A 23,776-nucleotide genomic window follows, 5' to 3' on the forward strand; every position below is an offset into this window, starting at 1 on the left:
TCCGGTAAAATAAGTACCTTTATTCATGGTATTTTAAAGTGTGGTAACTTAAATCTACCAAAAAAAGGGGGCAATTGCCCCCTTTTTTCTTGTAGTAGGTCTGATTTTTACCGGACACCAATGATTCATAATTCTTAATTCATAATTAATTCAATAGTCTTTCTATCCCAAATGGGTTCCTCATTCGTAATTCGTAATTTGTAATTCGTAATTCACAACAGCAATATATCTACCTTATGCGCCTGTACCATTTCTTTCGCGGGCGACCAGGAGAAGATGGTGAAATAGCCGTCCTGGGAGGCTACCAGCGCGATGGCGTCGTGCTGGTCGTGCACGAACTGCGCGGCGGACAGGTGCCGGGTACCACCTATGCTGGAAGGGTGTACATAAGATGGGCGGCCACCTACTACCGGCTCCATCAGAATTATTTTCTCTACAGGCGTGGAACTGCCTGCACGGGTTATCTTGGCGCCGAAGGCGAGTAATTCATGGTGTTCGTTGATAACGGTAGCACCGTCTACGGCGGTAAGCCCGGTCATATTCTCCACCTCCCGCCGCAGGGCATTCTGCCAGTATATTTCACTGACTGTACTGCTGTCCTGTCTCAATAAATCTGCTACGCCGGAGAAGGCAGGATATACCGGATATTGCAGCGGCTGTACAATAGAATCCTTCCAGGCATGGCTGCCATCAGGCACTACCAGCAGGATGCCTCCCCGCCTGTGCGCACGCATGGAAACCGCAATCTGTATCAGCACATTCTCCGGGTTATTCCATAAAGCAGATGAATCCATTCCCAGCAGGGATTTCAGGATACCCGGACTACAGGTATTATTGCCGCTGTTCTCATCTACTACTTTTATCTGGTCGCCCTTCAGCATAGCCACATTGGTAAACTTGCCCAGCCCCAGGATGCGCCGGTGTTTCACGACCAGCAGTCCCGGCTCTGATACATCCAGTACAAAACAGAAATTAGGGAGCTTGATGGTGGTCCCCCAGATATATAGTTCTTCCCCGTCATGCCAGACGCCTACATGCACGCCGGCTCTTTCCACGCCGGGAGCCAGTTTGGTCAGCACCTGCGGATTGAGGGGAAGCGGTTGCTCAAATAATAAAGGCTTGCCCGCCTGAGCCGGGCTTACAAATGCCAGCGACATCCGGGTGGAGTTTCCCTCCTCCCTCCGAAGACTGGCCCAGAAAGCCACATCAATAATTCTTTCTACGATGCCCGCGGTGGGAGCGGTCGCCAGGTTCTCCGCACCGTCTTCCTTTGCAGCTGTTAAATGTCTGATAAAATGCGACTCTATTATTCCGGCTACGGCCGTAGCTGCCTGATATGTTGATTCACCCGTTAGTTCCATATGCCCGTTCACTTTATTTAAGGCATAAATATACGAAAGCTGCCGGAGTGAAAGACATCCGGCCTACTCTGAACGCAAACTCTTTACCGGGTTGGCAATGGCTGCTTTGATGGCCTGCAGGCTAATCACGGATAAGGTAATTACCAGCGCAATGGCTGCCGCCACAAAGAATACGCCTGCACCTATGGATATACGGTACTCATACTGCTGCAACCAGCGCTGCAGGAAATACAGGGCCAGCGGAGCAGCTATCACACTACTCAGCATTACCAGCGTAATGAAATCACGTGATAACAGGAACCATATCTGCGCAACAGTAGCGCCCAGCACTTTACGGACACCTATTTCCTTCGTCCGCTGCTCCGCCATATAGGCTGCCAGCCCCAGTAAACCAAGACAGGAAATGAGTACCGCCAGCAAGGCGAAAATACCGGACAACCGTCCTATCAGCTCTTCCTGCCTGAATTTGGCGCCGTACTCTTCATTCACGAATTTATAGGTAAACGGAAATGCTGCACTATGCCGGTTGAATATTTCTGTAAGCCCCGCAATGGCGGCATGCGGACTGGCAGCGGCGGCCATACGGTACAGCATAATGCTCTCCGGATACATGCTGCGCAGGAACATCACAGGCCCCACTTCGCTGAAAGGCGATTCTACCAACGCATTTCTGACAATACCGATGACATGGTATTTTCTGCCATCCACTACCAGGGTCTGGTTCAGCGGGTCTTTCAGGCGCATACGTTTTACGGCCGCTTCGTTCAGCAGTACATTGGTACTGTCCGGCACGGCTGCTGCTGAAAAATCTCTTCCGGACAGCAACTCCATTCCCATCGTCTTAAAGTAATCATTGGAGATCTCTATGGCCCCCATCTCTATCGTCTCTCCTTCCAGTTTACCCGGCCAGTAGTCTATATCGGTATGCCAGTCTACATCTGTAGCTGAACTGGAAGCAGTGGCCACCGCTGTTACCAGCCCGCTCTGCAGCAGTTCATTCTTCAGTGGTTCATAATGCCGGCGGACATCATTATTGGAGATCGTTTGCAGCAACAGGTCAGTATTAAAGCCGGTAGGCCTTTCCTTCACATGCTTCATTTGCCGGTATACGGTAATCGTACTGATGATTAATGCAATAGAGCAGGTGAACTGCGCCACTACCAGCGCTTTGCGGGAAAACACCGCACGCTGTCCTACTTTCATCGTCCCTTTCAGCGTAGTAACCGGGTTAAAGGAAGAAAGGTAAAAGGCGGGCTTCAGTCCGGCGGAGATACCAGTGAGTATGGTAGCGCTCACGGTTATCAGCCAGAAGTAAATATTTGTAAAAGGAATACTGATTTCATTGCGGGTGAGCCGGTTGAAGGCAGGCAGCAGCAGGTATACCATCAGCAGGCAGAAACAAAATGCAATACCGGTCAGCAGCAACGCTTCTGCCAGAAACTGCATGATGAGATGACTACGGTAAGAACCTACTGCCTTGCGGATGCCGACTTCTTTACTACGCTTTTCTGAACGGGCAGTGGTCAGGTTCACAAAGTTGATAATGGCAATAGCCAGTACCAGGATACCTATCAGGCTGAAGATACGCACATAGTCTATAAAACCGCCGGTTACCTTCCCGTTTACATATTTGCCGTAAAGATGAGTGTCCGCAATCGGGTGCAGAATCACCGCGGAATTCATGGCATTGGCATTCTTCGTCTCAGTTTTTTCAATATTCAGGATTTTGGCCGCCACACGGTCTGCGGTACCCGGTTTCAGTTTCACATACAGCTGGTAACCGTTGGCGCCGAAACTGCCGTTACGGTTGGCACGCACGTTCTCATCTGTTTGTTCCAGGTAACTGAAGGGAAAAAGATATTTAAACCTGAAGGAAGAAGTGGCGGGAAGATCCTTCATCACCCCGGTTACGCGCAGATCATGCGTGTTATCCATTCTCACGGTTTTGCCGATCGGGCTCTCCTTTCCGAATAAGCTGACAGCAATGGATTCGCTGAGCACAATTGAATACGGGTCGTTCAGTGCAGTGTTACGATCGCCTTCCAGCATCGGAAGCCCGAACATCTTCAGGAAATTTTTGTCTACGCCGGTACCGCTCACAAACAATTTATGTTCTCCGCTAAGCAGGCCGTGGGGGCCTGTCCAGCTGGCTTCACATACGTATTCCATTTCAGGTATCTCCGCACGTAATACGTTGGCCAGCTTCAGGGAGGTGGAGTTAAAGGTAAGGGTATCCCCGTTGCTGTTGAAGTTGCGCTTTACCTGGTACAGCTGCCGGTAGTCCGGGTAACTTTTGTCCCAGGAAAATTCATTGACTACCCACAGGGCTATCAACATCGCTACCGCCATACCGGCCGATAAACCAAAAATATTGATGGCGCTGTAACCTTTGCTGTTAACAATGTTGCGCCAGGCGACTTTCAAGTAATTGCGTATCATGCCAGATGCAACCTAAGAAAAATGCCAAAATAAAAAGCCGTTGTATCCAGGCCCTTTCATATTTATTTAAAATAAATATGTTCGGTTTTGATACAACGGCTGTTCATTACACAACAGGGGGCGGTCAGTAAGTGAAGAAATATTCCTGTAATTTTTTCTTGTCTTTGGTTTGTGTTAGTCCCAGCATTAGCAGGATACGTGCTTTCTGCGGACTGAGGTCATCCCCTACAATGGTCCCCAGCCTGGAATCGTCTGTTTCATCGAAGAGGGTTACCCTGCCGGTAGCCACGCGGGAAGCCCGGCATACAACAACTCCTTTTTTAATGGCATTGACTACTGCTTCCGTATTTGCCTTATTCAGGTTGCCGTTCCCCAGTCCGCCGGTAACGATACCGGCCACACCGGCAGCAGTATAGGCATTGATACCTGTTCCCGGCGCATCCGCAAACAGTTCCACCACGGCTACTTCGGGCAGCTTAGTCAGACCGGTGATATCAAAAGGCGTATCCTTGGTAGATTTCCTTCTTTCGCCCATATAGTACGATACCCTGCCGTCATACACCTGGCCGATAGGGCCGGTATTGGGAGATTTGAACGCATCCACATGCGTGGTGCTCACTTTCACCACATCCCTGCCGTCGAAGATACCTTCGCTAAAAGCTACCATCACGCCTTTTCCTTTAGAGTTGGGACTGGCGGCTACCACCACTGCGTCGTAGAGGTTCTTGGGACCGTCTGCACTCATAGCCGTGGCCGGACGCATAGAACCGGTCAGCACTACCGGGTTGTCATAGCGGACAGTCAGACTCAGAAAATAAGCGGTTTCTTCCTGGGTATCGGTACCATGCGTGATGACAATACCATCTGCCTCATTATTCTTAAAAATTTCGTTGATACGTTTGTTGAGTTTCATCCAGATATCGACTGACATATCCTGGCTGCCCACATTGGAAATCTGTTCTCCGGTGATCTCCGCTACCTTGTCAATACCCGGCACTGCATCTATCAGATCCTGGATGGGCAACGAGCCGGCAGTATAGGCCGCACGGTCTACCGATGCACCCTTCCCGGCGATAGTGCCGCCGGTAGCCAGTATTTTAACGCGCGGCAGTTTCTGTGCGTTCGCTGCCGCACAGACAAATAATATACATACAATGAGTGTCAGCTTTTTCATAGCAATAGATGGTTTTAGTGTATGATGTTGTTATTTGCTTTTCCAGGCGCGTACATATTCCTGCATCAGTTCCGTAATATGTTTCCCTATTACAGGATATGCCTCTGTAGGCAGGTTGGCCAGCGATACGCGGATAGACCATTCAGGCCCATCAAATCCGCCGCCATTGAGTAATACAACGCCGGTTCTTTCTGCCAGCCGGAATAAAATATCTACCGGTTCAAAATTTTTCTTCAGCCATTTCACAAAATCATCTCCGTAAATTTTCTTCGCCCAGATCTGAATATCTATTTCAGAGTAGTACCCGGAATTAAGCGGATCTTTGATCAGCGGTATTTCCAGCTCATCCCATAAAAGTTTCAGTCTCTTCTGCACCAGCGCCTGGGTAATTTTCTTATACTTATTCTTTGTATCCAGCAATGCAAATGCTGAAAACAGCATCATCTGCGTCTGCTGCGGCAGTGACAGGCCCGCGGTGTGATTGAGGGCTACCTGCCTGCTGTCCGCCACCATTCTGTCAATGAAAGTCAGCTCCTCCGGATGAAGGGTAATACTGCCGTAACGTTTATGCAGCAGCTTCTGCGTGGCCGCCGGCAGCTTACGGATCCTGTCATCGAAAATATTCTTCTGATGAATGGCAATAGCGCCCAGCCGCCAGCCGGTACATCCGAAATATTTGGAGAAGGAATACACACAGATGGTATTGTAGGGAATCGTCTTCATCAGGGAATGAAATCCGGGAACAAACGTGCCATACACATCATCCGTTACTACCATCAGGTTCGGATTTTCCTTTTTCACGATATTCACAATTTTCCTCATCGCTTCAGGATGCAGGGCAGCAGAAGGCGGATTACTGGGGTTGACGGTGAACAATATCTTTATCCTGGGATCCTTCAGTTTATTCAGTTCACTGTCGGGGTACTGCCAGGTATGCCTTCCATCCTTGTTCATGGAAGAGGCCTCAATATTCACTACGTTGAAGGAATACCGCTCCAATTGCGGTATCTCTATATAAGGTGTAAATACGGGTACCATCAGCGCTATTTTATCGCCCTTTTTCACCAGATGGTTCTGCATCAGCGAATCAAAAATATAGCACATGGCAGCCGTACCGCCCTCCACGGCAAACAGGTCAAACTTACCTCTGGGCGACTCACTGTTGCACATTTCCTGTATAAGGTAATCATGTATAATGGGCTCCATGTGGGATAATATTCTGTCCGGCACCGGATACTGGTCACCAATCACGCTCTCTGCCAGCTCATGCGCCCATGCATCCGGATTGAAACCATGCTGCTTAATGCCATACCTATAGGTTTTCTGTAACAGGTCTATGCCCGGCGCATTTTTATTGGAGGACAGGAACTTTTCAAAACGCCTGCCAATACCTTTCTTTTCTGGAATACCGGCCAGCCCTTCTGCCGTATTCATTACCCTTCTGCATTCTTCTATCCCAAAAAGCCCCAGCGTTAAAAAAGCCTCTCTGGGTATGGTAGCAATCCAGTTAGGATTACCCCGGCCTGCATTCAACATCACCGTAGAGTTTTTACGGCTTTCTTCTTCTGCCAGCTTAATCAGGTTATCCTTCAGTTGAAATGGGCTAAGCCCTTCCAGCAAATGTTCTTTTTTTCTGCTGGTTTTAATTTTTGTCAGCGCCATACAAAACTATTTTAGATAATGAACAGTCAGAAAGCTATAGAGGAAGATGTCATCGCATCAACAGGACAATCACGACTCCCCAGATAATCAGCAGGGTATTGCCTACTGCGTAGGTAACAGTATATCCCAGGGCAGGCGTTTTGCTTTCCACCGCATCCTGGATAGCGCCCAGGGCGGCGGTAGTGGTTCTGGCTCCCGCAGTGCAGCCCAGGATTAAGGCCGGATGAAATTTGAATATGTATTTTCCGAGCAGTACGCCGGTAATAAGGGGCAGCGCGGTCGCCACCGCGCCTACCAGGAAAAGGCTGACGCCTACCTGTTTGAAACCATCCACAAATCCGGGGCCTGCAGTAATACCTACTACAGCAATAAACATATTCAGCCCCACATTGTTCATCATCCATAAGGCAGGAGCAGGAATACGCCCGAAGGTAGGATGCTGCGAGCGCAGCCAGCCAAAGACCAGCCCGGCTATCAGCGCACCGCCGCTGGTACTCAGACTGATAGGCACTCCCTTTACATGTATGGTGAGCACGCCGAGCAGGCCGCCCAGCACAATGCCAATACCCACAAACATCATATCGGTTTTTTCGGTGGGCCTGTCTGCGTAGCCTATCTGTACTGCGGCTTTATCTACTTCTTTCTTCAGGCCTATCAGTTCAATGGTATCTCCCCTGTCTATAACAGTATCTCCCATCACGGGAACGGCTATATCTGCACGTTTGATACTGCGGATAAAAATGCCGTGCATAAAGGGTTTTGCTCTCAGCTCACTGACTTTTATACCGGATATTTCTTTCTTGCTGATTAATACGGAGAGTACTTCTGCCGGGAAGTTAAGCAGTTCATGGTCCTGTACTTCAGGGCCTATCCACTGATCTTCGTTCATAATATTCTCTCTCCTGCCACTTAACACCACCAGGTCGTTTTTCCGGATACGCACATCCGGTGCGGCTTCCACCAGGTTATTCTGCTGCCGGAGCCGCTCTACGAAAAGGCGGTATCCCTTTGAAGCGAGGTATGCTTCCAGTTCTTTCACAGTTTTGCCATCACCGAACCAATCGTTCGTTACTTTATATGCCCTGAAAACAATGACTGCATCGGCAGATATCATTCCCGGCTGATCGGCTTCGTTGCCGCCGCCCATTTTGGCTTCCAGCTCACGGCATGCCTGCTTTACCTTTTCGATGCCACCCAGCATGGCAGGGGCCACACTGGCCAGCAACCATGCGGAGCCTGCTGTACCAAACAGGTAGGTTACTGCATAGCATACAGGAATAACATTCGTGTAATCCGTTTTCTCTGCTGCCGTCAACGGCAGCCCACTGATCGTATCGCCGGCTACGCCGATTACGGCAGAAATAGTTTGGGATCCTGCCAGCAGACCCGCCGCCTGCCCCATATTATATCCCATAAACTTTGCACAGAGCCATGGGAACACCAGGCAGGATATCAGCATCAGCACCGCGAATCCCATCTGGGGCAAACCATCCTTCTTCAGTCCGCGAAAAAACTGAGGGCCAACACTATAGCCTACCGCAAAGAGAAACATCAGGAAGAAAACAGATTTTACAGTTGGAGAGATATCGATCTTTAGCTGTCCGATTACTACGCCCACCAGCAACACGGCTGTTACGGTACCCAGACTGAAAGTTTTTATTTTAAGCGGGCCAATGGCGAAACCCAATGCCAGTGTGAGGAAAATGGCCAGTTCAGGATACTGTTGCAATACGGACGTAATCCAATGCATAAGTGGTTATTTAGTGTAAAGAAATGGTTCACCTTCAGGCTTCTTTAACAAGGCAAACCCATCTTTTGTTTAATAACCAAAGAAACGGAAAGGGGTAACAGCAGAAATATCAGGTATGTAACACAGCGTCCTTCAGCAGGGGAATCAGGTCCGGTTCCTTATCTTCCAGCCAGCAGATATTCTCTGAACAGGTAACATCTGCAGCGTCCTGTACAACAGGAATGAATGTCTCAGGTACCCAGAAGTAAAGCAGGTGAAGGATACTATCAATATAAATCCATGTGTCTAATGGCGGCATCTCATATACATCTACATATCCCCTGCTTATATCCTCTGCTGCGCCATCCGTCAGTGAGAAATCTATCACATAAACGCCTATACGCCCTTTAGCGGTTTTCATTGGCGCATAATGCAACGTATCTTCCTTCCTCATCGTCTCTGCTACTGATAAAAAAAACTGCATCTGCGCTACATCTGATGCATCATTCAAATGAACACTCAGATCATTTACCGTCTCATATATTACCCCATTCCAGGCAAAAGGTGTTTTCCTGAATACCTTTTTATAATCTCCGTTTTCTACATCGAAATGACGGCTCAGGTAATCAGTATATCCCATCACCTGCTGCCAGTTACCGGCAAAAACGGCCAGTGCTTCCTCCGTCCAGGTACGTTGAATTGTTCTTGGTGTTGAAGGAACATAATGTAAAGGGTATGTTTCTTTCCTCTTTATGAAATAACGGTAAAGCGTATACAAAATACTGATAACGGCAAATACTAAAGGAGCAAGCATGGCTGGTGCTGAAATTTTCATGGTATAGATACGTCTATACAAATTTATTACATCGAAATCATTTCCGCATAGCCTGATTCGGGGCTACTTGTCTTGTCAGCCCTATCCATAAAAAACAAAGACCTGAGCATATACGCCCAGGTCTTCCTGCATCATCCGCTCAGATCATCATCCAAAATCTCCGCGCCATATTCTTAATTCGCCATTTGTAATTCGTAATTCCTACTGCACATACCCCGGATTCTGTTTCAGGTTCGGATTCGCATCCAGCTGCGCCTGCGGGATCGGAAACAGTTTCCTGAACTCCTGGTCGGGGGTATGGAATTGCCAGGCGCTGTTCCATTTGCCGAAGCGTATCAGGTCCTGGCGGCGGCAGCCTTCCCAGATGAATTCGCGGCCACGTTCTGCGAGCAGGTCATCCAGGGTGAGGGTGGCCAGTGGTTTCGGCAGGTCGAAGTTACGGGCGCGCACCTGGTTGACCAGGGCAATAGCGGGGCCTGTTTGTCCGGTGCGCAGCAGGCATTCCGCTTTCAGCATCAGCGCATCTGCATAGCGGAAGATGACGAGGTCGTTGTTCTGGTCGGAGTACGGCGTATTTTTTTCTATTTCATATTTCACGATCCGCACCCCTTCTGTCTGGGTGGCATTAGCGAGGTCGTTGATTTCCGGCGTGAAGCTGAGTGGCGCGCCCTGCTCTGTTTTCAGCGGAGTGCCATCCTGGGAGTACTGCTGTCCTGTCAGGAACATGGTTCTTCTTTTATCTTCCGCGGCGAATGATTCATAAAACGCTTTCAGCGTGCACCAACCGTTCCAGGGCGAGCTGGGAAGACCATAGGTATACCGGTTATTATAATGCAGTGTGAGATAGTGCAGCATCATGCCTTTAGCGTTGACGGCATCATAAGGCACCACGAAGATATTTTCCCGCGAAGCCTCGTTGCGTGTGGAGAAGTTGGCGAAGTAGTCTGCCTCCAGCTGGTAGCCGAGGGTACTCACGGAGTCGCACATACGCATACAGTCATTCCACCGCGCAGTACCTGTATATACGGCTGCATTGGCGTATAGTTTTGCCAGCAGCATGAAGCCCATACCCTTGCTGACTTTACCATAGTTTTTAGTATTGAGGGCTGCCGGCAGTGTGGCAATATTATCCAGCACTTCTTTTTCTATGAAGGCAAAGGCCTGCGCCCGTGGCGTGTTTGTGGGGGGAGCCGACTGGCTGAAAGAGGTCACGACCGGGATATTGCCGAAGGCGTCCATAGCGAGATAGTAATGGAATGCGCGCAGTACTTTCATCTGCGCGATGATCTGCGCCTTGCCCGGCAGCTGAACCGCGCCGTTTTCCAGCTTCTGCAGGATGGCATTTACAGGGTTCACGCCATCGCGGTAGATACTGTTCCACATATCATTGATGTATTGATGCGTTACCGGGAACTGGTGGCTGATGAGTACCCGCCAAAGACCGCCTTCATTCCAGTCTGCCCCGCGGGAGGGCACCGTGGTTTCATCGGTGGTCACTTCATTCATTTTCCAGTAGGCGTCGCGGTAGTTGCGCAATTTGGCGTAGGCGCCGTTGGCGAAGGCGTTCAGCTCATCTTCTGTTTTCAGGAAGTTATCGTCTGTTCCCCTGTCGTAAAATGTTTCATCAAGTTTGGTGCAGCTGCAGAGGCTGCAGGCGAAACCGGCTATCAGTATATATTTCAGGATGCTTGTTTTCATGTTATCGTTATTTAAAGTTGACCGTAAAGCCCACGGCGAGCGAGCGTGTTTTCGGATATACGTTACGGTTATCAATGCCCGGCGCCAGGCCATCGATGGGCAGTTCCGGATCCAGTCCGGAGTAGCCGGTTATCACAAAGAGGTTCTGACCGGAGAAGTATACACGCGGATTGGCGAAGTACTTGCTTTTTCCGGCGGGGATGTTATAGCCCAGCGTGAGGTTGTCCAGCCGCAGGAAAGCGCCGTTTTCTATGAACCGGTCGGATACATAGGTACCGCGGATATTGCTGTCAGCATACTTCGCCATGGCGTTTCTGCCGGGCAGCCGGCTGAAACGGTCGCTCAGCACAAGTTCTGTGGCATTGAATATCTGGTAGCCGAACAGGCTGCGCAGCAGGAAGTTGAGATCAAAGTTTTTATACCGGAAGGTATTGGCGAGGCCGGCCTGGTATTTAGGCAGCCCGTTACCTGCTACGCGGCTGTCGCTGCGGAAGTCGAAAGAACCGCTGCCATCCAGGTCTTTGAACTGCTGGTTGCCGTTGGCATCCACGCCGTCGTACTGCGGAATATAGAAGGTGCCGATGGAATAGCCGGGCACTACTTTTACGATTTCCACGGCAGTAAGTCCGCGTGCGCCTACTTTCCCGGCGTATATAGCATCGCTTTTGAACTGGTCGTTGGCGATGGAAAGTATTTCGTTGTAGTTACGGGAGATATTGAAAGATACATTCCAGCTGAAATCCTTTTTCTCTATTACGCCTGCGCTGAGCGACAGCTCCACGCCTTTGTTGCTGATCTGTCCGACGTTGGCGAGGATGGTGGGGAACAGGTATGGCGGCGAAGGCACGTTGTAGTTAAACAGCAGGTCTTTGGTACGCTTGTCGTAATACTCCAGGGTACCGGTGATCCTTCCTTTGAAGATGCTGAAGTCCAGGCCGGCATTGAATTGTGCGGTAGACTCCCAGCGGAGGTTAGGATTTTCATTCTGGCCAATGGCGTAGGAAGTAACCCACTGGCCGTTGTCCAGTACTTTACCTCCGGGGCTGTATGTCAGCGGAGATTTGTAGTTATCGATTTCCTGGTTACCGGTAACGCCGTAGCCTACACGCAGTTTCAGGTCTTCCAGCCAGCTGTGGCCCTGCAGGAAAGGTTCCTGCGTCATGCGCCAGGCGAAGGAGGCAGAAGGAAAGGTTCCCCATTTCTGATCTTTCCCGAAGCGGGTAGAGCCGTCGCGGCGTATGGTTCCGGTAAGCAGGTATTTATCGTGGTAGCTGTAGAACACGCGTCCTATAAAAGAGATGAGCGAGTTGGCGCCTGCACCGGAGCTGACTGCAGGCTGATCTGCCTGCCCTGCCCCCAGATTGTCATAGCCGAAGATATCGGATACAAAACGGGTATTACCGGCGCGCATATTATTGCTGTAGAAATTCTGCCAGGAGTAGCCGGCAGTAACCTTCAGGTTATGGTGCTGCCATTGTTTGCCATAGGTGAAATAGGTTTCCAGCGTTTTGTTATCCCACGTTTTGGATTCGCGGGTGGCAGAACCGTTGCTGCCGGCGCCTTCAATAACGGGCGACTTCTTGGAGTAGTACAGCCCGCGGTCGCTGGAGGCCCTTTCCAGTCCCAGCAACAGATCGTAGGTCAGATCTTTTGTAATATCATATGTAATTTTAGCAGCTCCTATAAATTTATTGAATGCGCGCTGATGTTTGATCTGGTTGGCAAGCGCCACCGGATTGTAGTTATCGTTGATATCCAGTTTTTCAAAGTAGGAGCCATCGGGGTTATAGACAGGGGCCGTAGGGTTATAGGCTACAGATTGTTCCCAGATGCGGTTATCTCCCTGATCGTCGGGGTCAAGACCGGCATATTTGTTTTTCTCTCCAACAAAGTTCATGGAAAGCCCTATCCGTAATTTGTTATCGAAGATGCCCTGGTCCAGGGTGATACGGCCAATGATACGTTCCAGGCCGGAGTTGAGTACTACGCCTTCATTATTGAGGTAATTCACAGAAGCACTGTAGCGTGTATGGTCTTTACCACCGCCCATGGAAATGTTGTGGCTGTGGCTGAGTCCCGTGCGGGTAATGGCTTTCTGCCAGTTGGTATTAGCGCCGAAGTCAAATGCCGATGCATCTATGTTGTTATCTTTTAAATATTTCCTGTACCGGCTGGCATCCAGCACATCATAGGTGTTAGAGATACGGTCAAAGCCCACATAACCGCTGTAGGATACCTGCGGCGCGCCTTCGCGGCCGCGGCGGGTGGTAACGATAATGACACCGTTGGCGCCGCGGGAGCCATAGATGGCAGCGGCGGAAGCATCTTTCAGCACATCGATGGACACAATATCATCCGGTGGCACCACATTGATATCAATGCCGGGTATACCATCTACCACAAATAAAGGCTGACTGCTGGCGGACAGGGAGGACGCGCCACGCAGGCGTATACTCACCTTCCCGTTGGGGTTGCCGCCGGGTTTGCTGATGACAAGCCCCGCCACCTTTCCCTGCAGCACCTGTACCGGGTTGCTGATAATACCCTTGTTAAAGTCTTTGGGGGTAACGCTGACAACCGAACCTGTCAGGTCTTTTTTCTGTGTAACACCGTAACCTACCACTACTACTTCGGTGAGGGCGCTGGAAGATTTCTTTAACGCCACCTCCATAGCAGCCTTCACCGGCAGTTCCAGCTGTTCGTAGCCTACGTAGCGGAATAGCAGCACACCGCCTGAAGGTGCATCCAGAGAGAAGTTCCCGTTTTCGTCGGTCAGTGTTCCGATGGCGGTGCCTTTCACCTGTACGGTAACACCCGGCAACGGCGTATGATCATCAGCGCCGGTTACCTTACCTTTTACACGGATGTTCTGCCAGTCGGTGTTCTCTGGTATAATGACTATCAGCCTGCCTTCCAGCTCTTTCCAGGTGAACCCGGTGCCTGTCAGCAGCTGATCCAGCAGAGAATGGAGCGGCGCATCTTCTGCCTGCAGGCTTACCCGTTTGTGCAGGTCCACCTTGCGGTTGCTGTACAGGAAACGGACATCTGCCTGCCCGGAGATGTTGTCCAGCACCTTTTTTATCTCCGTGTCCTTCACCTTCAGGGATATACGCCGCTGGGAATAGCCATTGGCCGCCACCTGCAGACAGGAAAGTAAAACAATAAAGAAAGTTAGCTTCATGATGATAAGCGGCTTTAGTACCGCTGCCTTTCGCCGGCAACGGCACAATTGGTTGACATTTTGCATAGATTTGTGATGAAAGGTGAGAAAATAGCAATGCCATTACCGCCCGGACAAAGGTGATATTGCATTGTTGATTGCCTGGACACAGGAAATGTTCGTAGCATTTCCTGTTCTTTTTCTGTTTGTTCTACTGTTTAAGGTTTCATAACGTTCCGGGTTTATGGTGACAATTAATATATGGTTATCAGATTCCCGCTGCTGTCAGCCTGGAAATCTTCCGTCACCTGCAGCGCGTGCAGTGCCTGCATGACGGATTCGCCGGCAAAGGAGCCGCTGAAAATATATTGTTTCACTTTTTCATTACGGAATTCGATACGGATACCATACCAGCGTTGCAGCAGCCGGGCCAGTTCTTCAAAATTCATCGCGTCGAACTGCAGGCGGTTATTCAGCCAGGCCGTTTCCTGCAGTGCGCTGTCTGCCACCGCTGCCGGCTGTTTTACAGATATGGGTTGCAGTGGCGCCATATCCGTTTTTCCGGTTTTACTGATAAAAGCTATTTTTTCGTAGGGTCGTAACCGTATTTTACCGGCAGGGGCTTTGTCTGCATACACTTCTACGGCGCCCTGCAGCAGGGTGGTTTCACAACGGCCTTCTTCCGGATATGCTTTCACGTTAAACGCTGTCCCCAATGCCCTGATGTGCATGTCTGCCGCATGTACGGTGAAAGGGCGGGCGGCATCGGGCGCAACTTCAAAGTATGCCTCTCCTTCCAGCCATAGCTCGCGGCGATGGGCATCCATATGGCTGGTCAGGCGGCTGCCGCCATTGAGATGAATGATGCTGCCATCGGGCAGCCGGAAGTTACGCCGCTCTCCGTCAGCAGTTGTTATCAGCTGCGCCGGCCTGTTATACGGCAGATAGAACAACGACACGATCAATCCGGCTACCAGCGCGGCAGCTCCCCATTTCAGCCAGTGCTGCCGCAGGCGTATGATTTTTTTTGCGGGAGATGCATCCGTCAGGGCTACCGCCATCATACGGTCAAAAGCCGCAGCGGGAGGCGCTTCTTCCACCTTCGGAACATGCCAGTACTGTTGCAGCACAGCCAGCTCTGCAGCCCGTTCAGGATAACGTTGCAGTAAGGTCTGCAGCTCCGCTTCTCCGGCCTCGTCGAGGTGACCGCTTAGCTTGCCGGCAATCAGTATGTCCAGCCGATGTTGAGATGTGCCCATAAAATATCTTCTCCCGCTATCACAGACACCAAAAAGAAAGGAATTACCTACAGGGGTTAAAAAAAAATTCAGGAAGCCGCCGCATCATGGACGCACTTCACTGCCGGCCTGCCGCAACACCTGCTGCAACCGGTTTATGGCCCGCACCAGCTGGGTTTCTACTGTGCGCGGCGAAATATCGAGGATAGCCGCCACCTCCTTATACTTAAAGCCTTCTTCCCGGATCATCCTGAAAATAGTACGGCCCTGCGGCGACAACTGCGTCATGGCATCGTCCAGCTGCTGCTGCAGCTCTTTCCACTCCAGCGCCGGCAAAACAGGCGCAGCCGCAGATGCTGCCGCCTCCAGTGGCAGCACCTGATGCCGCCTGCCATCGCGCACATAATTATAACAACGATGCCGTACAGCAGTATACAAGTATGTTTTCAGCTGCTTTATACCGGCCGTCTTCCTGTTCTTCCACAACTGCACAAAAACATCCGACACCACCTCCTCCGCCGCCTCACGGCTGCCGGCCACGTCCGCTGCAAAAAGCACCAGCCGGCTGTAAAAAAAATCAAACAACATCCGGAACGACGGCTGATCATCATCCTGGCAAACCAGCATCCACGCAGACTTTAATTCAGCTTCCCCCATACAACATTTTAAAAGGTCTACTTACCCAAAATACAGATTCATTTTATTATTTGGTTATTTGAGATTTGGTTATTTAAAATGCAGCGGAGAACTAAGCGGTAGTTACCAAAAATTTTCGTTTGGTTCTCCGCTGCATTTTAAATAACCAAATCTCAAATAACCAAATAATAAAATGAATCTGTATTTTTATTCAAAACCCATGCTATGCAGATTAATATTACCCGCGCCACCATTGGGGATGTAGCCGTTTTAAAGGATTTGTGCACGACTACTTTTATAGATACCTATGCTGAACATAATACGGAGGCGGATATGCAGGAATACCTGTCGCGGCATTTTACAACAGAGCGGCTGTCAGCGCAGCTGCAGGAGGAAGACTGTTTCTTTTATTTTGCGGAGTATAACGGGGAGAAGATCGGTTATATAAAACTCAATACCGGTGTAAAGCAGACAGAACACGCGGAGATGAAGGCGCTGGAGATAGAACGGATATATGTGCTGAAAGCGTACCAGGGCGTTAAGGCAGGGCATGCGCTGATAGAAAAGGCGATGGCCGCGGGGGCGGATATTCGCGCGCCCTATGTATGGCTGGGTGTCTGGGAGAAAAACAGCAAAGCCATTACCTTTTATGAGAGGCATGGCTTTGTGGCGTTTGACACGCATATTTTTGTATTGGGAGAAGACCAGCAGAAAGATATCTTAATGAAGAAATCCGTATAACGTTGACGGCTATGGTAATACCGGAAGAATAATACCGGAGCTGTTCACTGCATTATGATATATGCTGATGGCAGCCTTTTTAAAATCATTCTCCGTTGCTTCATAAATATTCACGAACTGCTGCGGATTCCTGTCTGCCAGCGGAAACCAGCTGCTTTGTATCTGTATCATAATACGGTGGCCCTTGCGGAAGGTATGCGCTACATCCGGCAGCTGAAACTGCACGGTGTCTGGTTTGCCCGGCACGAATGCCTCCGGATGGGAGAAGCTGCGACGGTAGCGTCCCCGGAATATATCTCCGCGTATCAGCATCTGATAGCCCCCCATGGGATAAGGCCCTCCGGCATCACGGGTTTTGTTGGGCGGTGGTGCGCCGGTGTAACAGAAATTATCCGGGAACACATCAATCAGCTTTACCACAAAGTCGGCATCAGTACCACTTATGCTGACATGCAGCGCTGCTGTCACCGGCCCTCCCAGGGTCAGGTCCTGCGTGAGCGTGTCTGTCTGAAAGCTCAGCACATCGGCTCTCCTGGCTGCAAACCGCTGATCGTCCGTCATATAGTCACGCGTGCGGATGTAGTGTACATCTGCTGTATATGGCACCGGATGGGCAGGATCGCTGATATATTCCGTGTATTCATGACCGTTAGCCACAGGCGGTTGCCAGTTCAGTCTGCCGCCGGGCTGCAGGTACAGCTTTCTGTACTGTACGGCTGCAGCCGGCCAGCGGGGATATTCCCTCCATTTGTTTTCTCCGGTAAAGAAGACCGTTGCTTCTGCCAGGTCGTTAACATCTCCTTTATCTTTCAGGTAATGATTAAAGAAGCGTGTCTCAATATTTTCCTGGTACCACGTAGCCGTATTGGTATCAAAACGGATATGCCCCAGCCGGGAGCCGTCGGTAGCGGCCCACTGCCCGTGATACCAGGGCCCCATCACGAGTTTATTGAAGTGGGTGGCAGGGTTCTGCTGCTCCAGCGATTTATACAGGTTCCATGCCCCGTAGCAATCTTCTGCATCAAACAACCCGCCTACTACCAGCATGGCCGGTTTAATACCTGCAACATGGCGGCGGGGGTCACGTGCCTTCCACCAGTCGTCATAGTTGGCGTGCGCAATAATTTCCTTCCAGAATGCCAGGCTGTCGCCGGTGAGCCGGGTGAAGTTACGGATGGTGCCGATCTTCAGAAAGGTGTTGTAATTATCTGCTGCAGGTAGCTTCAGTGCCTGTACCGGCGGCTGGCATACCGGCTGCGGATGCGGGTAACCGAATCCTTTGGTGTAAAAACCGAAGCAGTCCATCAGGAAAAAGGCGCCGTTATGATGAAAGTCATCGCCATGAAACCAATCGGTCACCGGCGCTTGCGGACTTACCGCCTTCAATGCCGGATGCCCGCTCAGCGCGCCCATGGTGGCGTAAAAACCGGGATACGATATACCGCACATGCCTACACGTCCGTTGTTGTGCGGCACCTGATGTACCAGCCAGTCGATGGTATCGTAGGTATCACTGGCCTCGTCTATATCTGTTCCCTGCTTGGCCGGATTAAACGGCCGTATATCTGCAAACTGCCCCTCACTCATCCACCTGCCGCGCACGTCCTGCACAACGATGATATAACCTTCACGGGCATACGTAATCCAGTAACTGTTCCAGAGTGCCGGCATCAGGGCCTCTCCGTAAGGAGCGCTGGAGTAAGGTGTACGGGAGAGAAGTATGGGATGCTTCCCGGTATTATCTTTCGGGGAATAGATGGTAGTGAATAGTCTTACCCCGTCACGCATACGGATATACGTTTCTTTCTTACTGTAGCTGGCATGTACCCATACGGAGTCCGCGGCGGACCGGGCAGCAGCTGAAATAGTCAGCAGCAGGCCCAGTACGCCTGTGATAATATGTTTCATGGTCCCTTGTTTAGCGGCCGCTAATTATATCCCTTGTTCTGCGGGAAGCTGGCCGGATCGTTATGAATATTGATTTCGCTTTGCGGTATAGGGAACAGGAGCCGGTCGGTGGTTAATACCGGCGCTACAAGATTGTATTCATTTTTAAGGTATTGCTGTAAGATGCTGACACCGGTGGCGGCTGTACGTGCCAGATCGAACCAGCGGTCATTTTCAAAGGCGAGTTCAACGCGTCTTTCCTGGAACACGGCTGCCCGGAAACTTTGCTGGTCAGGCAGTTCGGTGGGCTTCCTGGGCAGCAGCCCCGCTCTCTCCCTCACCTGGTTCAGGTAGCCGAAGGCGGTGCCTGCGCCGGTGGCGCTGCTGTATCCCTGTTCGTTGAGCGCTTCTGCTGCCAGCAGCAGTACGTCTGCATAACGCTGTACGATAAAGCTGCTGCCGGCGTCGTTGGTAGCGCCGGGTGCATCCAGGTATTTCTTTACATAGTTTCCTTTCATGAGGTTAACCGGACTGTTATAGTAAACAGTATCCAGCGAAATACCCAGGCGCTTGTCGCCGGGCCCGTAGGCGGCCACCAGGTCTTTTGTAGGCCGGTTGTTGTTGGAACCTCCGTACAGTATACCATTGTAGTAAAAAGATACCGGCACCATATCGGCGAAGTAGTTGTTGCCTTCGGAAGGGTTCAGCCCTTTCCGGTAGCGTACGGCAAAGAGTACTTCGGGGTTGATGATGTTAGCCGGTTTGTAGAGGTCAGCATAATCGGGCAGCAGGCTGTATCCCTTTACATTTGTGATGGCTGCCAGTGCGTCGCTCCATTTTTTCTGCGTCACCAGCGCCTTTGCCAGCAGGCCATAGGCACTGCCTGCGGTGGCTCTCCCATAGTCGTTGGCGTTAGTATAACTGACAGGCAGCAACGAGGCGGCAGTCTGCAGATCGCTTTCTATCTGTGCATATACTTCTGTAACCGGGTTCCGGCGGTGGTTCAGTGCCTGCGAGGTAGTTTCCGTTTTCGTTACCAGCGGCACATTACCATAGAGGCGCACCAGGTTGAAATAAGTCAGCCCGCGCAGGTACAGGGCTTCTCCCCTGAATTGTTTCTTGTCGGTATCAGGTATGGCGGAGCCATCTATCTGATCGAGCACGGCATTGGCTCTGGCGATGATGATATAACTGCCGGCATAGCCGTCGCTCACAAACGGATTGGTGGTAGCTTCCGTGAAGAAGTCCAGCTGCGAGGCCACCCCGGCCAGTGCGCCGCGGTCCCATATATCCGTGTTGTCACTGCGCACTTCCATGAGGTAGTAGTACGCTTTGCCATATGCCTGCGTGCTCTGCAGCCCGTCGTATATGGCGTTAACGCCCTGCTGGAAGTCGGCGGATGTTTTGAAAAAGGTGGCGGTAGTCTGATTGGATGGCGGCGTCAGGTTGATAAAATCCTTGCCGCAGGAAGTGGTTGCCACTAACAGTACTGCTCCGATGAAATATTTTATGCTATTGATCTTCATAAGATCTTTTTTAGAATGAAAGATTTACGCCGGCAATAAAAGTTCTTGCCAGCGGATAGGTGCCATAGTCTTCGCCCTGTGACAGCGGACTGTCGGGCCTTGCGTTCACTTCCGGGTTATATCCGGTGTACTTCGTCCAGGTATAGAGGTTTTGTCCGGATACATACAACCGCAGCGAATTGATTTTCTTCCGCAGCAGTTTATCAGAAAACGTATAGCCGATGGTGAGATTACGTAAACGCACAAACGAACCGTCTTCCACATGGAAGGAGCTGATCTGGGCGCTGTTGGCATTGGTCACACGGTTGGCGCGCATCACGTCGCCGCTGCCGGGATTATCGGGCGATTTCCAGCTGCCGGCAGCTTCCGCCATCTGGTTGGCATTACCTTCCATATTGAAGATAAAGCGACGCTGCAGGTTGAGGATTTCATTGCCCTGCACGCCCTGGAGGGATACAGACAAATCAAATCCCCGGTAGCGGAATTCGTTGGTCATTCCCCAGATATAGTCCGGGAAATAGCTGCCGATGGCGGTTCTGTCATTTGCATCTATCTTCTTATCATTGTTGACATCGAGGAACCTGCGGTCGCCGGGTTTGGCGACAGCATAGTGGGGGTAGGCCGCAATTTCTTCCTGGTTGCGGAATACACCGCCATTCACGTAACCGTAGTAGCTGCCGATAGGCTGCCCCACCTGTGTGATGAACAGCTGGGAGATAGTGCCGTTGCCGCCGTCAGACAGGATCGGTGCGCCGCCGGCGCCGAGTTCCAGCACCTTGTTTTTATTGGCGGAGATATTGAAGCTGGTATTCCATACAAATGCACCGGTTAAATTCCGGGTAGTCAGCCCGAATTCCACACCGCTGTTCTGCACCTTTCCCACATTCTTGAGTGCGGTGGCAAAACCGGAGCTGAAAGGCACCGGCACATTCAGCAGCAGGTTAGAGGTAGTGGTTTTATAATAATCTGCATTGAGATAAATGCGGTTATCAAAGAAACCCAGGTCGATGCCTGCATTCAGCTGTTTTGTTTTTTCCCAGGTAAGATCAGGATTTGCCGGCTGCGCCAGCCCTGCGCCGTTTACGACGGCGCCGTTACCTGTACCGAGGATATAGTTATTGGACGCCAGCAGGTCATAGGAAGCATAGTTGGCAATCTGGAAATTACCGGAGGTACCATAGCTTATACGCGCCTTCAGCTCGGAGATAACGGGCACTTTAAAAAATGATTCGTTGCTGATGAGCCAGCCGCCGGATACAGAAGGAAAATACCCCCATTTGTTATTGGCGCCGAAGCGGGAGGAGCCGTCGCTGCGCAGGCTGGCACTGAGGAAATACTTATCGTCATAGTTATAGTTCACCCTGCCCAGGTAAGATAACAGCGACCACTGCGAGGTGTTGGAAATGCCACTGGTAATGGTAGCTGCGTTGATGGTATGCACGGCATCGTTGGGAAATCCGGTACCTGTTGTTTCATTGGCACGGGTCGTATTCTTCTGGGAGGTATAACCTGCCAGTACATCGAACCGGTGCTTGTGCAGCGCAAAGCGGTAGTTCAGGGTATTTTCCCAGAGCCAGTTGGTAGACAACGCAGTTTGTTCCGATCCTTTAGGGATGGTGGGAGCGCCCTGCTGTATAGGCTTGTAGCTGCCCAGTGTAGAAGGCCGGTAATAGTTTCTGCCGAAGTAATTAATATCCGTTCCGAAGAAAGTTTTGAAGGTTAGCCCCTCGATGATCTGATATTCTCCGTAGATGTTACCGAGATTACGTACATGCCGCAGTTTATCTTCAATCTGTGTGGCCAGCGCTACCGGGTTTTCACCGCCGGAATAGCCGTAGGCCCAGGTGTTCTGTTTATTGGTGGCCAGCGACCCGTCCGGATTATATACCGGGAAGATGGGCGAGGCTTTCAGCGCATTGCTGAGGATACCGTCGAATGTCCAGGGGCCTTCGCTGTTGATAAGATTATACTGATCGAAGGTAGGGTTCAGGTGTATCCCTACTTTTAACCTGGAGGTGAGCTGTGCGGTGAGGTTGGCACGGACGCCGTAACGTTTGTATCCGGAGCCGGTGATGATACCTTGCTGGTCCAGGTAGTTGCCGGAGATGTAGTACTGGAATTTATCATCGCCGCCGGAGGCGGACAGCGTATGGTTCTGCACGGGAGCTGTTCTGAAAACGGCGTCCTGCCAGTCGGTATTGGTCAACCCGGGTTCGCCTTTCAGGTAGGGCAGTATTTCCGGTGGTATCTGGTAGTTGGAGTTGCCGCGGGTGGCGTTGTCATCGTTGATGGACCGGTTGGGGAATGCGTCGAGGTAGGCATTATTTTTAGCGTCGTAGCTGAGGCGTGCCCATTCGTAGGCATCCAGCATTTTTATTTTTTTACTTACCTGCTGCACACCGGCGTAGGCGTTATAGCTGAAGGAAGGCGGTCCGGCGGACTTTCCTCTTTTGGTAGAGATAAGGACTACGCCGTTGGAGGCCCGGGAGCCGTAGATAGATGCCGCGGAAGCATCTTTCAGTATTTCGATGGAAGCAATATCGTCGCTGTTGAGGGTACTGAGCGGGTCAGGGGATTTCTGGAAGGAAGCCTGTCCGGTGATGTTGACCACATCTGTTGTGCCCTGGAGGTTTTTAAGGTCGTTGGAGAGCGGGAAGCCATCTACCACATAGAGCGGGTCTATGCCGGCGGAGATGGAGTTGAGTCCTCTGATACGTACGCTGATGCTGCCACCTGGTGCACCGGTGTTCTGTATTACCTGAACCCCGGCTACTTTGCCTGCGATGGCCTGTTCAAAGCTGGATACCGGCTGATCTTTGAGATCGGCGGCGCGGATAGAGGCCACAGCGCCGGTGATTTCTTTCCTGCGTTGCACGCCGTAGCCTACCACTACCACCTGGTTGAGGGAGGAGGTAGATTCTTTCATGACGGCGCTGAGTTGCAGCGGGGCGTCTGTCTGTATCCGGTATCCCGGCAGCAGTAACGGCTCCAGCCCTATTGAGGTGAAGCGGAAATTATAATTTCCGGCGGGCAGGTTTAGAAACCTGAAATTGCCGCCGGCATCTGACTGCACCGATACGCTGGTACCGGAGCTTTCGTTGGTAGCAGTTACAGATACGCCTGGCAATGATTCCTTGCGTTCATTACGCACACTACCGTTAACGCTTATACGTTGTTGCGCCAGTAACCATAGCGGAGCTGTCAGTAATAGCAGCAGCCATGTGGCAGTTCTTCCCATCCGGGATGTGCTGCGGGAGAATGAGTCCATAGGTAATTTTTGATCCGGTTGATACATGCACCCGTACCCTGTTTGTAGTCCGCGTGCAGTGAAATTGACAGTTAAAAGTAATAAGTTGTTTTTAGTCCACCAAATTTATAGACTAAAGTAGTCAGGAATTACGAATTACGAATTGCGAATTACGAATGATGAGCGAAGAGCTGAGCGGATCCGGGATTTGAGATTTAGCTATTTAAGATGTTACTATTTGAGATTTAGCTATTTGAGATTTAGCCTCTGCTCATGGTATTCTTTTGTATCTATATGTCCAGGGAAAACCAGCATGGCTATAAAATCTCAAATAACTAAATCTCAAATCCCGGACCCGCTCAGCTCTTCGCTCATCACTCGCAATTCATCATTCGTAATTCGTAATTTTTAAATTACATAAACCTTTATTCTTAACGGCCCCC

The 23,776-nt window shown here is 50.8% G+C and carries 14 protein-coding genes; 1 reads left to right on the top strand and 13 read right to left on the bottom strand.

Features of this window, described 5'->3' with window-relative positions; genetic code table 11:
- Window positions 1-212: 212 nt before the first annotated feature.
- The 10 genes from GWG06_RS21430 to GWG06_RS21475 all read right to left on the bottom strand — a co-directional run bounded on the left by GWG06_RS21430 (window position 213) and on the right by GWG06_RS21475 (window position 15,953).
- Window positions 213-1,361, bottom strand: coding sequence for a putative sensor domain DACNV-containing protein (locus GWG06_RS21430; RefSeq protein WP_127043101.1), 1,149 nt, complete (start codon window positions 1,359-1,361; stop codon window positions 213-215).
- A gap of 63 nt (window positions 1,362-1,424) precedes the next feature.
- Window positions 1,425-3,800 (bottom strand): ABC transporter permease, encoded by a 2,376-nt coding sequence (locus tag GWG06_RS21435; RefSeq protein WP_160715858.1) that lies wholly within the window; start codon window positions 3,798-3,800, stop codon window positions 1,425-1,427.
- A gap of 124 nt (window positions 3,801-3,924) precedes the next feature.
- Window positions 3,925-4,974, bottom strand: a complete 1,050-nt coding sequence (locus GWG06_RS21440; protein WP_127043097.1) for a type II asparaginase — start codon at window positions 4,972-4,974, stop codon at window positions 3,925-3,927.
- A 30-nt stretch (window positions 4,975-5,004) separates the two neighbouring features.
- On the bottom strand, window positions 5,005-6,636 hold the full coding sequence (aspD, locus tag GWG06_RS21445) for an aspartate 4-decarboxylase (RefSeq protein WP_160715860.1): 1,632 nt from the start codon (window positions 6,634-6,636) through the stop codon (window positions 5,005-5,007).
- 49 nt (window positions 6,637-6,685) lie between these two features.
- Window positions 6,686-8,386, bottom strand: coding sequence for an aspartate-alanine antiporter (aspT, locus tag GWG06_RS21450; protein ID WP_160715862.1), 1,701 nt, complete (start codon window positions 8,384-8,386; stop codon window positions 6,686-6,688).
- A gap of 109 nt (window positions 8,387-8,495) precedes the next feature.
- Window positions 8,496-9,179, bottom strand: coding sequence for a hypothetical protein (locus GWG06_RS21455; protein ID WP_160715864.1), 684 nt, complete (start codon window positions 9,177-9,179; stop codon window positions 8,496-8,498).
- A gap of 222 nt (window positions 9,180-9,401) precedes the next feature.
- On the bottom strand, window positions 9,402-10,898 hold the full coding sequence (locus GWG06_RS21460; RefSeq protein WP_160715866.1) for a RagB/SusD family nutrient uptake outer membrane protein: 1,497 nt from the start codon (window positions 10,896-10,898) through the stop codon (window positions 9,402-9,404).
- Window positions 10,899-10,905: 7 nt separating this feature from the next.
- A complete protein-coding gene (locus GWG06_RS21465; RefSeq protein ID WP_160715868.1) occupies window positions 10,906-14,079 on the bottom strand; it encodes a TonB-dependent receptor in 3,174 nt (1,057 codons plus the stop codon).
- A gap of 233 nt (window positions 14,080-14,312) precedes the next feature.
- Window positions 14,313-15,317, bottom strand: coding sequence for a FecR family protein (locus GWG06_RS21470; protein WP_160715870.1), 1,005 nt, complete (start codon window positions 15,315-15,317; stop codon window positions 14,313-14,315).
- 84 nt (window positions 15,318-15,401) lie between these two features.
- Entirely contained in the window at window positions 15,402-15,953 is a 552-nt protein-coding gene (locus GWG06_RS21475) for an RNA polymerase sigma-70 factor (protein ID WP_160715872.1), read from the bottom strand.
- Between the two features lie 204 nt (window positions 15,954-16,157).
- Here GWG06_RS21475 and GWG06_RS21480 point away from each other — a divergent pair, with 204 nt between their 5' ends.
- Window positions 16,158-16,673 carry a GNAT family N-acetyltransferase gene (locus GWG06_RS21480; protein ID WP_160715874.1) on the top strand — a complete coding sequence of 172 codons (516 nt, stop codon included), beginning with the start codon at window positions 16,158-16,160 and terminating at the stop codon, window positions 16,671-16,673.
- A 9-nt stretch (window positions 16,674-16,682) separates the two neighbouring features.
- Here GWG06_RS21480 and GWG06_RS21485 read toward each other — a convergent pair whose 3' ends face one another.
- From GWG06_RS21485 to GWG06_RS21495, 3 genes are read right to left on the bottom strand one after another with little or no spacing between them, the layout of a single operon-like run.
- Window positions 16,683-18,581 (bottom strand): CocE/NonD family hydrolase, encoded by a 1,899-nt coding sequence (locus GWG06_RS21485; protein WP_160715876.1) that lies wholly within the window; start codon window positions 18,579-18,581, stop codon window positions 16,683-16,685.
- A gap of 20 nt (window positions 18,582-18,601) precedes the next feature.
- Entirely contained in the window at window positions 18,602-20,086 is a 1,485-nt protein-coding gene (locus GWG06_RS21490; RefSeq protein WP_160715878.1) for a RagB/SusD family nutrient uptake outer membrane protein, read from the bottom strand.
- Between the two features lie 10 nt (window positions 20,087-20,096).
- Complete coding sequence (locus tag GWG06_RS21495) at window positions 20,097-23,354, bottom strand: SusC/RagA family TonB-linked outer membrane protein (protein ID WP_160715880.1); 3,258 nt, start codon at window positions 23,352-23,354, stop codon at window positions 20,097-20,099.
- Between the last annotated feature and the right edge of the window lie 422 nt (window positions 23,355-23,776).

The organism is Chitinophaga solisilvae (genome assembly GCF_009928525.1).
In the GTDB taxonomy this organism is placed as follows: Bacteria; Bacteroidota; Bacteroidia; order Chitinophagales; family Chitinophagaceae; genus Chitinophaga; species Chitinophaga solisilvae.